This is a genomic window from Acidovorax sp. 94 (assembly GCF_003634645.1).
Lineage (GTDB): Bacteria > Pseudomonadota > Gammaproteobacteria > Burkholderiales > Burkholderiaceae_C > Acidovorax > Acidovorax facilis.
This window is the reverse complement of the sequence record NZ_RBJA01000001.1, coordinates 5,285,498-5,298,531: the sequence shown is the minus strand read 5'-3', so window position 1 is coordinate 5,298,531 and position 13,034 is coordinate 5,285,498. Positions and strand designations below refer to the sequence as shown.

At 64.6% G+C, this 13,034-nt stretch carries 10 protein-coding genes; 3 read left to right on the top strand and 7 right to left on the bottom strand.

Annotation, left to right across the window (positions count from 1 at the left end; genetic code table 11):
• The first annotated feature begins 367 nt into the window (after window positions 1-367).
• Both C8C94_RS25775 and C8C94_RS25540 read left to right on the top strand, forming a co-directional pair.
• On the top strand, window positions 368-3,448 hold the full coding sequence (locus tag C8C94_RS25775; protein WP_199731342.1) for a hypothetical protein: 3,081 nt from the start codon (window positions 368-370) through the stop codon (window positions 3,446-3,448).
• A gap of 2 nt (window positions 3,449-3,450) precedes the next feature.
• Complete coding sequence (locus C8C94_RS25540; protein ID WP_147433305.1) at window positions 3,451-3,726, top strand: hypothetical protein; 276 nt, start codon at window positions 3,451-3,453, stop codon at window positions 3,724-3,726.
• 57 nt (window positions 3,727-3,783) lie between these two features.
• Here the strand turns inward: C8C94_RS25540 and C8C94_RS24395 are convergent, their stop codons facing one another.
• From C8C94_RS24395 to C8C94_RS24385, 3 genes are all read right to left on the bottom strand, one after another.
• The gene (locus C8C94_RS24395) at window positions 3,784-4,803 is read right to left on the bottom strand and encodes an IS30 family transposase (protein ID WP_121422554.1); all 1,020 of its coding nucleotides are present in this window, start codon (window positions 4,801-4,803) and stop codon (window positions 3,784-3,786) included.
• 186 nt (window positions 4,804-4,989) lie between these two features.
• The gene (gene alaC, locus C8C94_RS24390) at window positions 4,990-6,246 is read right to left on the bottom strand and encodes an alanine transaminase (RefSeq protein WP_121422553.1); all 1,257 of its coding nucleotides are present in this window, start codon (window positions 6,244-6,246) and stop codon (window positions 4,990-4,992) included.
• A 160-nt stretch (window positions 6,247-6,406) separates the two neighbouring features.
• Window positions 6,407-7,621, bottom strand: a complete 1,215-nt coding sequence (locus tag C8C94_RS24385; protein WP_121422552.1) for an MFS transporter — start codon at window positions 7,619-7,621, stop codon at window positions 6,407-6,409.
• A 241-nt stretch (window positions 7,622-7,862) separates the two neighbouring features.
• On the opposite strand from C8C94_RS24385, the gene C8C94_RS24380 reads away from it, so the two are divergent.
• Window positions 7,863-8,591 carry a haloacid dehalogenase type II gene (locus C8C94_RS24380; protein WP_121422551.1) on the top strand — a complete coding sequence of 243 codons (729 nt, stop codon included), beginning with the start codon at window positions 7,863-7,865 and terminating at the stop codon, window positions 8,589-8,591.
• Window positions 8,592-8,619: 28 nt separating this feature from the next.
• Here C8C94_RS24380 and C8C94_RS24375 read toward each other — a convergent pair whose 3' ends face one another.
• The 4 genes from C8C94_RS24375 to C8C94_RS24360 form a co-directional block, all read right to left on the bottom strand.
• Complete coding sequence (locus C8C94_RS24375; RefSeq protein WP_121422550.1) at window positions 8,620-9,702, bottom strand: adenylate/guanylate cyclase domain-containing protein; 1,083 nt, start codon at window positions 9,700-9,702, stop codon at window positions 8,620-8,622.
• 339 nt (window positions 9,703-10,041) lie between these two features.
• Window positions 10,042-11,079, bottom strand: coding sequence for a fumarylacetoacetate hydrolase family protein (locus C8C94_RS24370; protein ID WP_121422549.1), 1,038 nt, complete (start codon window positions 11,077-11,079; stop codon window positions 10,042-10,044).
• Window positions 11,076-11,909 carry a cyclase family protein gene (locus tag C8C94_RS24365; RefSeq protein WP_233573557.1) on the bottom strand — a complete coding sequence of 278 codons (834 nt, stop codon included), beginning with the start codon at window positions 11,907-11,909 and terminating at the stop codon, window positions 11,076-11,078. Before C8C94_RS24365 ends, C8C94_RS24370 begins: the two co-directional genes overlap by 4 nt.
• 34 nt (window positions 11,910-11,943) lie before the next feature.
• Complete coding sequence (locus tag C8C94_RS24360; protein ID WP_121422548.1) at window positions 11,944-12,936, bottom strand: tripartite tricarboxylate transporter substrate-binding protein; 993 nt, start codon at window positions 12,934-12,936, stop codon at window positions 11,944-11,946.
• Window positions 12,937-13,034: the final 98 nt, after the last annotated feature.

The following is a 13,034-nucleotide window of genomic DNA, read 5'->3' as shown; positions in this document are numbered from 1 at the left end:
GGCTATCAAGGCACAAGACGAATTGATGGGTTCGCTGCTCGAAGTGAAGGCCTGAGCCAGCAGTGTGCAGTCAGGCGGAATTCCTTCGGCGCTGACCCGGCACCCGCAGTTCGCGCCCTTGCGTCCTACCTGCCCGCCGTAAAAGTCTGTAACCCGCGCAGCCCACCTCCTGCATTCCCCGCGCGCAGGGCGCTCCTGATTCAGTAGCTGTTTGCGCAATCCCCACGTCGCCTGCAGCCATATTCATTTCATCCCCCACGGCTCCCACTGGGCTGCCCCATGTAGGTGTCATTCCTAGCTAGGAACACTCCTAGCTAGGAGCCTTCCCAGTTTCGCGCGCTGATGCCTGTAGGCACAGTCGCGCGCCATGCAAGTCGCCCCCTCAGCCTCCACCTACGCTCCCGCCCCTGGCAGCGCATTCAACAGCTACACAGACCAACCCCAGGACAACGCTGGCGCCTTCACCGACAGCGGCCCAGGCGGCTACGCCCAGCCCGATCCTCAGTCCCTCCAGAACCCCCACGCTGACCCCACCCTAGCCAGCACCTCCCTCTTCGCCCCCACCGACCAAACCCCCAGCACCACACTGGCCCTGATGGTGCAGGCACAGACCAAACCTCTGCTGGTCACCCCTGAGAACGCAGCAGGTCTGGGCATCGACTTTGCACACACCAAGCCCCTGACCGTCACCCCGGAGAACGCAGCAGGCCTCGGTATCGACCTTGCTCACACCAAACCTCTGCAGATCCCCCCCGAGAACCCAGCCATTGGCACTGCGGGCGCCCAGGCAGCAGCCCCCAACGCCAGCCCCACCGAGATCGCCGCCCTGGAACTGCTGCTGGCCGAGCCCGCCAACCAGGAGATGGTGGCCCAGTTCGGCCCGCCCCTGCGCCCCCTGAACACCAACACCGACGTCGGTCAAGGCATCCTCGCACGCTTTGGCCCCGACCTGGGCGCGCGGCTGACCCAGCTGCAAGAGGCGCACAACGCCGTACGCGACCAATTCCTGCAGGCCCTGGACCACGCCCAGCAAAACCCTGGCCCCGAAGTGGCAGGCAGCGAACTGATCGCACGGCACTCCAGCGGGGGCGATGCCGAGCACATCACCGAGCAGACACTGCACAACGTCACCCACCCGCCCAGCGCCAATCAGGCCAGCGACCTCCAGGCCATTGAAGCCCAGGCGCTCGCCGCTGGCGTGCCACACCAGAATCTCTGGCGCCTGAGCGACCCAGCCGAATTCGCCAAGGCCTACGCCAGCGGCGACAGCCCCGCACAAAAAGCCTTCGCCCAACTGCACGGCAAAGAGCCCCTGCAGTTCCATGACGAAGTGCGCACCGGAGAAACCGATGCGGGCCCCCAGATCACCCCTGCCTACTACGGCCTGGGCGAGAGCCAGCTGGTACTCGGCGGCCCCACCGTCACAGAAAACGGCAACCCCGGGCCCTGGGCAGCCAGCACATGGCAGACCACCCAGCTCACCCCCGAACAGAACCGGGATCTGATCGACAACGAATACCTGTGGTTTGACCCCGTCAACGGCTGGAGCACGGACCTGGCCAACAACATCAAGCAAAGCACCAGCTTCCTGGACAAGGCGCTGCCCATGGTGTTTGCGGGCGTCATGACCTTCGCCACCGCAGGGGCCTTTGGCATCACCGCCGCCAGCGCCAGCACCAGCCTGGGCCAAAGCATGGCGCTGGGCGCCATCAGCAGCGCCACCATGCAGCTGACCACCGGGGGCAAGATCGACCTGGGCGACCTGCTGCGCTCGGCACTGACCGCCGGAGTGAGCTTTGGGGTGATGAACGCCACAGGCATCAACGGCATGCTGCAAGGCGGCGATCTGGCCACGCGCAGCCTGGGGCACCTGGGCAAGGCGGGCCTGCAAGGCCTGCTGCAAGAAGCCACGGGGGGCAAGTTCAAAGACGGCCTGACCAACAGCCTGCTGGCCAGCGTGGCGGGAGAAGTGGGCAAGAGCCTGGAGGTGCAGATCGCCGAGCTCAGCAAGAACGAAGGCCTGAGCGTGCAAGAAGCCAGCATGCTGCGCCTGATCGGCCGGGCGGCCAGCAGCGCAGTGAAGGTTGCGGGCAGCAATGACCCGGCGGCGGGGTTTGCGAGTGACTTCCTGGGCGAAGTGCTGGGCGAAGAGCTCCGGGGCGCACAAGGAAAGGGGCAAAGCCAAAGCCAGAACCCAAGCCAGGCAGGGAACGAGGGACAACCAGGAGACAGGCCCTCCAGCGACTGGGTGAGAAACCTGGGGGCCAGTGAGGTGGATGCACAGGGGCTGGGCCTGCGGCCAGGGCCCGGAGGACAGGGCCTGCAAATCTCGGGCGACGCGCTATCGAACTGGAGCGACGAAATCGACGGCGGGATCGCCCTGAACGGCAGCATGGCCCCCGACGCGCAAGCCATCACCGAAGCAGTGGTGGGCAAGGGCCAAGGTCCGCTGGCGGCATTGGCAACGGCCGGACTGGACAAGCAGCAGCAGATAGTGGCCTACGGTCAGTTGCTGGCTAGCGGTCAGATACAGCTCAACGCGCAGGGCGTGCCCATCGTGCAGCCGGGGCAGGTGCTGCAGTTTGATCTGTCAGATACAGGCGCGGCGCAGCTGGGTGGGCGGGCCATTGCGCAGGAGAGTGCGGGGCGTATTGCGAGGGACTTGGCTGAGCAACGCCAGCATCTGGATCGGAACGATGCCCAGCTTCAGCAAGACATAGCACAGCAATTTGCTTCGGGAGTGGACAGTGCACGTTGGGCTGCCAAGCCTCTGGCGGAGCAAATACCTACAGGTCCAGCGCGATACACGGTACCTCCCGACCCATCACAAACAGAGGGCATAGCTGGTCAACTTCTGGACCACTTGGATCGCTTCAACAACTCACCAATCGGAATGGCGCTTCAAGGCCTGCCGCCCGAGGGCTTGGCGATCGGTGGAATCCGAGCTGGGCTGACCTGGCTTGGGAAGACTGACAAGGTCGTTGACTCGTTGCAGGTTGAAAATAGTTTGGCTAGCAGCTTTGACAATGTTGAAAAAGCCGTCGGCTCAATCGGTTTTGGTTCGCTGAGAAGTCCTAGTGAATTGATGGGCGTTGAGCCGGCATCCAAAGAGCTTCTGGCTGCGGTCGGGGCAAAGCGCTCTTTGATCATCGCAAGACCAGGTTCGGAAGAACTGCGGATGCTGGACTATTTCGGAGCTGAAGCTTCCGTGTGGGGGGTGAATAACTCGAGCATCCTCCTGCGGGAGAATCCTAGTAAGGCGGCTTTGCTGGAGGAGTTCTTGCACGGCACGCAGGCACACCTTGGGATCGTGGACCGCTTAGGCAATAGCGGTTTAGGTAGTGCTGAGACCCATGTGAAGGATTTCATGATGCGGCATCGACAGATGCTCGGTCTGAGTGATGAGGATGTCCGCGTCCTTAAAATACTGCGCGACAAGGGACTATGACTATGAGACAGGAATTATTGATTCGTGAAGTCTTTCGCTTCAGTAACGGAACAACGGTTTTGGCTTGTCAGGGCGCTACGATTTCGGATAGTTTCGCTGGCCGCAAGGCCCGGCTGGTGGTTGATGGACAACCTCGCCAGAGCATCTCGCTGGCCAGTGAACGCAGTATGCTCAATCAGACGACACACATCAATCAACGCGCGCTGGAAACGCTTGACAGAGTGGACATCGGTCCAGAAGAGGTGCGAAGCGGTCTATGCCGCCTCGTTCTAGACTGAGCTTGCGAGATTTGATGGGCTGTCTCAAATCTGAAGTGCAACACCGCTGGTTGATATTCAATGAATGGTAGCGGAGCTCTTCTCGGCGATAGCCGTCATGAATCGCTGAAAAGCCTGATAGGGAGAATCCCAGCCGAGCGTCTGACGAGGACGGTTGTTCATCAGATCGGCCATGGAGTCCAGCGCATCCTGGTCATGCACGCTCAGGTCTGTACCCTTGGGCATGAACTGGCGCAGCAGCCCATTCGTATTCTCACAACTGCCTTTTTGCCAAGGGCTGTGCGGATCACAAAAGTACACCCGCATGCCAAGGGCTTGTGCGAGTTCCTTGTGCCGGGCCATCTCCTTGCCCTGGTCGTAGGTGAGTGTCTGGCGCATCGGCTGTGCAATCTGGCGCAGCTTGTTGGTGAACGCGGCCAGCGCACTCTCTGCGGATGCGTCAGGCATCTTGCACAGCAGCACCAGGCGCGTTGAGCGCTCTACCAGCACACCCACCGCCGACTTGTTGCCAGCGCCCTTGATCAAATCTCCCTCCCAATGCCCCGGCATCACGCGATCATTGACCTCGGGTGGGCGAACATGGATAGAGACCATGTCTGGAATCTGACCACGCCGATCAGAGCCTGCTGAACGCGGGCGGCGTGTACTCTTGCCCTGGCGCAGCAGTGCGATGAGCTGGCGGCGCAACTCACCGCGTGGGTATGCATAGATGGCGGTGTAGATGCTCTCGTGCGAGGCATGCATGCTCGGCTCTTGGGGATACATGCGCTGAAGTGTGCGTGCAATCTGCTGGGGCGACCACAGCCAGCACAGCATGGTGGTGACAAGAGTCCACAAAGCCCCGGAACTGTGCAGCTTGGGGCATGGCCTGGCCTGAATGCGCCGCTGCTGGCACAGACGCTGCGCAGGCGCGCTGGCGTAACTGCCATGGCAGGCGTTGCGCCGCAACTCACGGCTGATGGTGCTGGGGCTGCGACCTTGAAGGCGGGCTATGGCCCTGATGCTCCAGCCCTGCTGGCGCAGCGATGCCAACGTCACTCTGTCTTCTGGCTGCAAGTGTTCGTATCTCGTTCCCATTTGCGTACATTACCCTCGGTGAGGGTGTTGCACTTCAGATTTGAGACCGCCATAATTAAAGAGTGGGAGCGCAATTGCGCCATGCACCCCATGAACCGCGTCCAGATATGGTCCCTTGATAGCGACCTTGGCAGCTACGATCGTCAGCCGTAGTACCGCCCCTGTCTGAATTGGTAGCGCTGATATCTATCGCTCGGCCAAGGGCCGACCGCTGTCTTCAACCACCATTGTGGCTGCAGCTTTCACCAGTCCATCCGCCTTGAACATCGCGCGAATCCCCCTTACCGCCTGCCGAATCCGCGCCTCGTTCTCGATCAGCGCAAACCGCACGTACTCATCCCCCTGGTCGCCAAACCCAATGCCAGGCGACACACACACCTTGGCCTTGTCCAGCAACTGCCGCGCGAACTCCAGCGAACCCAGCGCGCGGTAGGGCTCGGGGATGCGGGCCCAGATGTACATGCTGGCCTTGGGGCAGTCTACGGCCCAGCCGGATTCGGAGAGGCCCTTGTAGAGCACGTCACGGCGGCGCTGGTACTGGGCGGCGATGTCTTTCACGCACTGCTGGTCGCCCTCGAGCGCAGCGATGGCGGCCACCTGCAGGGGCGTAAAGGTGCCATAGTCGTGGTAGCTCTTGATGCGGGCGAGCGCGGCCACCAGGTCGGGGTTGCCCACCATGAAGCCCACGCGCCAGCCGGCCATGTTGTAGCTTTTGCTCAGGGTGAAAAACTCCACCGCCACGTCCTTGGCGCCGGGCACTTCCATGATGCTGGGGGCGCGGTAGCCGTCGTAAACGATGTCGGCATAGGCCAGATCGTGCACCACCAGGATGTCGTGCTTCTTGGCCAGGGCGATCACGCGCTCGAAGAAACTTAGCTCCACGCACTGCGCGGTGGGGTTGCTGGGAAAGCCGAAGATCATCATCTTGGGCTTGGGGTAGCTGCCACGGATGGCCTTTTCCAGCTCGGCAAAAAAGTCCACGTCGGGCGCCACGGGCACGCTGCGGATGTCGGCACCGGCAATCACCGCGCCGTAGATGTGGATGGGGTAGCTCGGGTCTGGCACCAGCACGGTGTCGCCCCGGTCCAGCGTGGCCAGCATGAGGTGGGCCAGGCCTTCCTTGGAGCCGATAGTGACGATGGCTTCGGTGTCGGGGTTGATGTCCACCGCATAGCGGTCTTTGTACCAATGGCTGATGGCGCGACGCAGGCGCGGGATGCCTTTGCTGGCGCTGTAGCCGTGGGTGTCGGGCCGCTGGGCCACTTCGGTGAGTTTGGCGACGATGTGCGGTGGTGTGGCCCCGTCGGGGTTGCCCATGCTCATGTCGATGATGTCTTCGCCACGGCGGCGGGCGGCCAGCTTGAGCTCGGCCGTGATGTTGAAGACGTAGGGAGGGAGGCGATCAATGCGCGCAAAGCGGCGCTTGCCTTGAGAAGCAGACATGCTGTGGTGACTTTCACGTAAGCGCCCGGAACCGTCCGAGCGACGTGGCTGGCAGAAAGGCCGGCCCGCTGCCACTTTAAGGCACAACGCGGTCATTTCCCCGTGGATTGCGGCAGTGTCGCACCGCCGCTACACGACACAGGTCAGTGGCCCGTGGTCTTCAGGCGGCGACGCGCTTGGTGTTTCGATCGCTAACCAGCGCCCACGCAAACATGCCGACGCCGCCGAGGCCCAGCAACACACCCACCCACCCGGTAGACGTCCAGCCCAAGCCTGCCGCAATGCCCACGCCGCCCAGCCAGGCGCCGAGCGCGTTGGCGGCGTTGAAGGCCGAGTGGTTGAGCGCCGCGGCCAGGGTCTGCGCGTCGCCCGCCACGTCCATAAGGCGGATCTGCAGCGCGGGGCCGATGGCCACCAAGGTTCCCAGGAAGAACGTGGCCAGCGCGGCGCTGGCAGGATGGTGTGCGGCGGGCACAAACAGCGCCAGCACGAGGATGGACCACACCAGCACCTTGCCCACAGCAGGCATCAGCGCCTTGTCGGCCATGCGCGAGCCCACGATGTTGCCCACCACCATACCCAGGCCAAACAGCGACAGCACAAAGGGCATGAGCGCGGGCGGCATGCCGGCCACCTCGATCAAGGTGGGCTTGATGTAGCTGAACACTGCAAACATGCCACCAAAACCGATGGCGCCAATGCCCAGCGTGAACCACACCTGCTTGCGCGCCAGCGCGCCCAGCTCGCGCAGCGGGCTGGCGCCGTGCGATGCGGGCATGGCGGGCACCCAAAGGCGCACCATGACCACGGCGGCCACCGCGATCAACCCCACAAACACAAACGCAGCGCGCCAGCCAAACGCCTCGCCCAACGCGGCGGCAATGGGCACACCCACCAGCGTGGCGGTGGTGAGGCCCAGCATGACCCAGCCCACTGCGCGTGCGCGGCGCCCCGGTGGCGCCAGTGCGGCGGCCACCAGCGCGGCCACACCAAAGTAGGTGCCGTGTGGCAGACCGGTGAACAGGCGCATGGCGCTCAGCGACCCATAGCCCGGAGCCAGCGCCGACGCGAAATTGCCCAGCGCATACACCACCATCAGCGCCATCAGCAGCGCGCGCCGCCCCCAGTGGGCACATAGCACTGCCAGCACCGGTGCGCCCACCACCACGCCCAGCGCATAGGCGCTGATGACATGCCCGGCCTGCGGGATGCTCACACCAATGTCGCGCGCCACCTCAGGCAGCAGGCCCATGATGACGAATTCACCCGTGCCGATGGAAAAGCCGCCGACCCCGAGGGCCAGCACGGCACGCACCAGGGTGCGGTCGTCGGTGGGGGTGGCGGAGATGGACGTGGGGGAAAGGGGCGCGGTCATGGCAACAACAGGGGAGACGCTGCACCGGCAAGCGACGGCAGGGCGCAGGAGGTAGACGAGACAGGGAGAAGGAGAGAAAGAAACGCAGTTACGGGGGTAAACCCGATTTTTGTAACCATAGCATGCAAAGCACCGCCTTGCTGAAGCGGGGAAATATGTAACCCAGGTTCAAAGCCATTTCAGCTATGGCTGCTACGCTGACGCCCTGACCACGCCCTTCCTCCTTTTTCAAGGACTGCGAATGACGACCACCCCAAGCACAGCAGACCACATCGCCAGCACCGTGAAGGTGCTGGCGTTCGACATCTTTGGCACCGTGGTGGACTGGCACGGCAGCATCGTGCGCGAGATGCAGTCGCTGTACCCTGCGGTAGATGGAGACGCGTTTGCGCTGGCGTGGCGCGCGGGCTACCGGCCGGCCATGGCCCGCGTGATGCGGGGTGAGCAGGGCTGGACACTGGTCGACGACCTCCACCGAAGCATCCTCGGCGAAATCCTGCGGCGCTTTGGCCTGGCGCAACTGTCTGACGCCGAACGCCGCCACCTCAACCATGTGTGGCACCGGCTCGATGCCTGGCCCGACAGCGTGGAAGGCCTCACGCGGCTCAAGACACGCTTCACCATCACCACGCTGTCCAACGGCAACATCGGCCTGCTCACCAACATGGCCAAGCGCGCCAGGCTACCGTGGGACTGCGTGCTGAGCGCTGAGGTGTTCAAGGCCTACAAACCCAGCCCGGAGACCTACCTGGGCGTAGCGCGCGTTTTCGACCTGCAGCCCGAACAGGTAGCGCTGGTAGCTACGCACCACGACGACTTGGCCGCTGCCCGCGCATGTGGCCTGCGCACCGCCTACATCGAGCGCCCCCTGGAACTGGGCGCCGCCCAGCCCAAGGACAGTACGCCACAGCATGGCAACGATCTGCACGCCACAGACCTGAACGATCTAGCGCAGATGCTGGGCTGTTGAATGTGCCCCCGGGGCACACCCGCGTCGATCAGTGCGCCACCAGCAGCTGCACAAACATCTGCACCTTGGCGTGGCATTCGGCGCTGATGGAAGTGAACTCCAGCCCAGCCACCCATTCGTCGCCCTCCTGCTTGAGGGTGATGACGCGGGCGTACACGTCGGCCACGCGGTAGTCCACCAAAGGCAGCTCAAACTCCAGCTTGATCTCGCTGTGCGGCTCCAGCGGCTCGATCAGCTCCACCAGAAGGCCGTGGTAGCCGATGTCGCGGATGGCGCCGTGCACGATGTGGGGCACCACGATCTTGTCCTGCATGCGCTGGCACAGGCAGGGCAGGCGCGCATCCACGCGGTGGCTGCGGCGAAACTCCTGGCGCGGCACCTTGAGCTTTTGCGAAGGGATGGCGATCAGCTCGCGCAGGCTCACGGGCTGCGTGCGGCCCTTGACGTAGACCTGCATAGGCGCCGACGCCGACACCAGCCCCCAGCAGCGCTGGTACGTCGTGTCGCTGATGAGCACCTGGCCGCGCAGGCTCAGCGCCTCGATGCGCGAGGCCAGATTGACGGCCTCGCCGATCACGGTGTATTCGGAATACACATCCGAGCCAAAGCGCCCGGCCATCACCGTGCCCGTGTTCACGCCAATACCCAGAAAAACCTCGGGCAGCCGCTCGCGCAGATGGGCGAGGTTCAGCTCGCGCATGGCCATCTGCATCTCCACGGCACACAACAGCGCGCGATCCACATCGTCCTCGCGCGCCACGGGCGCACCGAACAGCACCATGATCGAGTCGCCCATGAACTTGTCGATGCTGCCCTGGTACTTGAACACCACTTCGGACAACCGCGCCAGGCAGCGGTTGAGCGCCGCAATCACCACCGACGCCGGTTGCGAGCCCGACAGTGCGGTGAACCCGCGCAGGTCGGCCAGCAGGATGGTGACCTCACGTGGGGCCACAGACCGGTCATCGGTGGCGGCACCTTCCGGGCCGTCGCCCTGGCGCAGGATGGCAGCCATCTCGGCGAGGGCTTCTTCGCGCAGCGGCGCGCCGGTCTCGCGCTCGATCAGCGTCTGCAGGCGGCGCACCGCATCGTGGTGGAATTCTTTGTGCATGGCGCGGGGGAGGTGGGGGAGTTCGTTGGTATAGGGGGCATCACCGGCCCCTGCCAGCCAGAATAGGCGCCGCCCACCGGCTGGTCAACCGGTGAAAACACCCCGGGCCGCGCGGCGGAAGCTGACTTGGTATGCCCCATCGCCCCTGCTGGGAGGGGGCCAGGGGAGAGGGGGCACCGAGCCCCAGAGCGCCCCCTCTCCTCAGCCCTCTCCCGCGAGGGGAGAGGGAGAAAGACCCAGCGCTGCGGGTGATGGAGGGTGAGGCGACGGCCCCACGGCGCGATGGATTGGAGCGAAAAATTCAAGGTTTTTTTGGCCTCTATCGCACGACCATCAATCCTATATAGCTATCGAACTAATAGCATTTAAAGTATTCACCCGCCCGGGGCCCGCAGCGCCGCCCGACACCACCACCTGGTCGATCACGCCAAACGGCCCGGGATGGCCCTGCCCGTCCAGCGCCACCATGCGCACCCGCTCGCCAAAGCGCAGAAACGGCGTGTGCGGCGCGCCGTCGGCCAGCGCCTCGACCATGCGGCGCTCGGCGATGCAGGACGAGCCCACGGCCACATCCGCATTCGACACGGTGCCCGAGCCGATCAGGGTGCCTGCCGACAGCCTGCGCGTGCACGCTGCATGGGCGATCAACTGGCCGAAGTCAAAGTGCATGGCGCCGCCGTGCGGGTGGCCAAACCATTCGCCGTTGCGCTGCGTCTGCAGCCGCAGGTGCACGCGGCCGCCGTTCCACGCCGCGCCCAGTTCGTCGGGCGTGACCGCGATGGGCGCGAATGCGGTGGAGGGCTTGGCCTGCACAAAGCCGAAGCCGCTTTTGGCCTCGCGCGGGCCGAAGGCACGCAGGCTCCAGTCGTTGATGAGCACGATGAGGCGCACATGCTGCAGCGCCTCTTCAGCGGTGACGCCCAGGGGGGTTTCGCTGAGCACCACGCCAAACTCGCCCTCAAAGTCGATCTGGTCGGCTTCGGACGGCAGGGGCACATCGTCGTGCGGGCCCAGAAAGTCGTCGGATGCGCCCTGGTACATGAGCGGAATGGTCTCGAAGTCGGCCACGGGCGGCACCTTGAAGGCGCGCTCCATGAGGTGGCCGTGGTTCAGAAAGGCCGAGCCGTCCAGCCACTGCCAGGTGCGTGGCAGCGGTGCCAAACACTGGCGCGCATCAAAGGGCATGGCGCCCGGGGCGGCGGGCGCGTTCACGGTGCGGGCCAGGTCTTGCAGCGCGGGCTCCACCACGCTCCAGCGCTCCAAGGCATCGAGCAGCGTGGGGGCCACGGGGCTGGCGTCGATGCAGCGGCGCGCATCGGCCGACACTACTACCAGGCGGCCGTCGCGCTGGCCGTTTCGCAGTGTCGCAAGTTTCATGACGCCACTCCGGCCGCAGGCTGCAGCGGCAGCACCGGGTCAAAAATAGCCACGGCCCGCGTCCAGCCCGCAGAGGCGCCGCGCACCTTGACCGGAAAGCACGAGATATAGAAGCCGCTGGCGGGCAGCGCCTCCAGGTTGTGCAGTTTTTCGAGGTGGCAGTAGCCAATGTCGCGCCCAGCCTTGTGGCCCTCCCAGATCAGCGATGCGTCGCCGCTTTCGGCATAGCGCTGCGCGGTGTAGGCAAAGGGAGCATCCCAGCTCCAGGCGTCGGTGCCCGTCAGGCGCACGCCGCGCTCCAGCAGGTACATGGTGGCCTCGTAGCCCATGCCGCAACCCGCGCGCGTGTAGCCCGCCGTGCCGTAGGCGCTGCCAGCGCGGGTGTTGACGACCACGATCTCCAGTGGCTGCAGCGTGTGGCCGATGCGTGCGAGTTCGGCCTCTACATCGGCGGCCTGCACCACGTAGCCGTCGGGCAGGTGCCGAAAGTCCAGTTTCACGCCGGGCTGGAAGCACCAGTTCAGGTCCACCTCGTCGATGGACAGCGCGCGCTGCCCGCCGTCCATGGTGGACGCAAAGTGGTAGGGCGCGTCCAGGTGGGTGCCGTTGTGGGTGTTGAGCTGCACGTCCTCCACCGCCCAGGATTCGCCGTCGGGCAGGTCTTCCTTCTGGAGGCCTGGAAAGAACTGCGCCAGGTCCGCAAAGCTCATCTGGTGGTCGATGTAGTTGATGCGCGGGCCCAGGCCCGGCGGGTCAGAGACAACATCGTTTTCAAGGTGCATCGAGATATCGACGATGCGGCGCGCAGGTGTGGCGAGCGTGGTGGTCATGGCGGGGTCGGGTGGAAAGGTCGAAACAAGGCGATCAGGATTCGGCCGTGAAGCCGGTCTGCTTGATGAGGCCGCGCCACTGGTCGGCATCGGCCTTGAGCATCTGCGCCAACTGGGCGGCGGTGGAGGGCTTGACCTCCAGGCCGTACTGCTTGCCGTACTCCACCACCTCGGGCTGGCTCAATGCGGCCTGCAGGGCATCGGATGCGCGCTTGATGGTCTCGGGCGTCGCCTTGCCAGGCAGAAAGAAGCCGTACCACTCGCTGACCTTGAGGGGGTAGCCCAACTCCGTCAGCGTGGGCACCTGCGGCAGGAACGGCGAGCGCTTGCTGCCCGCAATGGCCAGCACGCGCAGCTTGCCGCCCTTGCCATGCTGCAGGTAGTCGCCAATCGGCCCCCAGAACGCAGGGATCTGCCCGCCCAGCAGGTCTTGCATGCCGGGCACCGTGCCCCGGTAGGCGATGTGGCGCATGTCAATCTTGCTGAACTGCCCCAGAAGCACGCCCACCATGTGCGGCATGGAGCCCGCACCGGGGCTGCCGTAGTTGGCGCTGCCGGGGTTGGCGCGCATCCAGTCCAGCAGGTCGGCCAGCGTGCGCACGCTGTCGGGCACACCGGGGCCCACGGCCAGGCCGTGGTCGAACATGGCGCCCAGTGACACGGGCGCCACGTCGTCCAGCGTGTAGCGCAGCTTGGGGTAGGTGTAGGGGTAGATGGACAGCATGGACGACGGCGTGATGAGCAGGCTGGTGCCATCGGCCGGGCTGTCGCGCAGGTTGAGGATGCCGATCTGCCCGCCTGCGCCAGGCTTGTTGTCCACCACCAAGGATGCTGCGTAGTGGCCGCGCATGCGGTCGCCCACACGGCGCGCCAGCGCATCGGCCGTGCCCCCGGCCGGAAAGCCCGAGATGATGCGCACCACGTCGGGCATGGCGTCTTTGCTGGCCTGCGCCCAGGCGGCAGGAGCACCGCCCAGGGTGGGCAGCAGGGCGGCAGAAAGCTGGGTGAAACGGCGGCGGGTGAACATGGTGTCTGTCTCCTGTTGGAATGGATGGAAGTTGCAGCGACACCCCGCAAGCCAGATCTGACAGGGCCTGCAGCGGGTGGCATGAAAAAATTATACGA

Excerpts from the sequence above, each read along its gene's own strand:
- C8C94_RS24380 (WP_121422551.1), top strand. The coding sequence starts at position 7,863 with ATGACGACCACCCCAAGCACAGCAGACCACATCGCCAGCACCGTGAAG.
- C8C94_RS24385 (WP_121422552.1), bottom strand. The coding sequence starts at position 7,621 with ATGACCGCGCCCCTTTCCCCCACGTCCATCTCCGCCACCCCCACCGAC.
- alaC (WP_121422553.1), bottom strand. The coding sequence starts at position 6,246 with ATGTCTGCTTCTCAAGGCAAGCGCCGCTTTGCGCGCATTGATCGCCTC.
- C8C94_RS24370 (WP_121422549.1), bottom strand. The coding sequence starts at position 11,079 with ATGAAACTTGCGACACTGCGAAACGGCCAGCGCGACGGCCGCCTGGTA.
- C8C94_RS24375 (WP_121422550.1), bottom strand. The coding sequence starts at position 9,702 with ATGCACAAAGAATTCCACCACGATGCGGTGCGCCGCCTGCAGACGCTG.
- C8C94_RS25775 (WP_199731342.1), top strand. The coding sequence starts at position 368 with ATGCAAGTCGCCCCCTCAGCCTCCACCTACGCTCCCGCCCCTGGCAGC.
- C8C94_RS24395 (WP_121422554.1), bottom strand. The coding sequence starts at position 4,803 with ATGGGAACGAGATACGAACACTTGCAGCCAGAAGACAGAGTGACGTTG.
- C8C94_RS24360 (WP_121422548.1), bottom strand. The coding sequence starts at position 12,936 with ATGTTCACCCGCCGCCGTTTCACCCAGCTTTCTGCCGCCCTGCTGCCC.
- C8C94_RS24365 (WP_233573557.1), bottom strand. The coding sequence starts at position 11,909 with ATGACCACCACGCTCGCCACACCTGCGCGCCGCATCGTCGATATCTCG.
- C8C94_RS25540 (WP_147433305.1), top strand. The coding sequence starts at position 3,451 with ATGAGACAGGAATTATTGATTCGTGAAGTCTTTCGCTTCAGTAACGGA.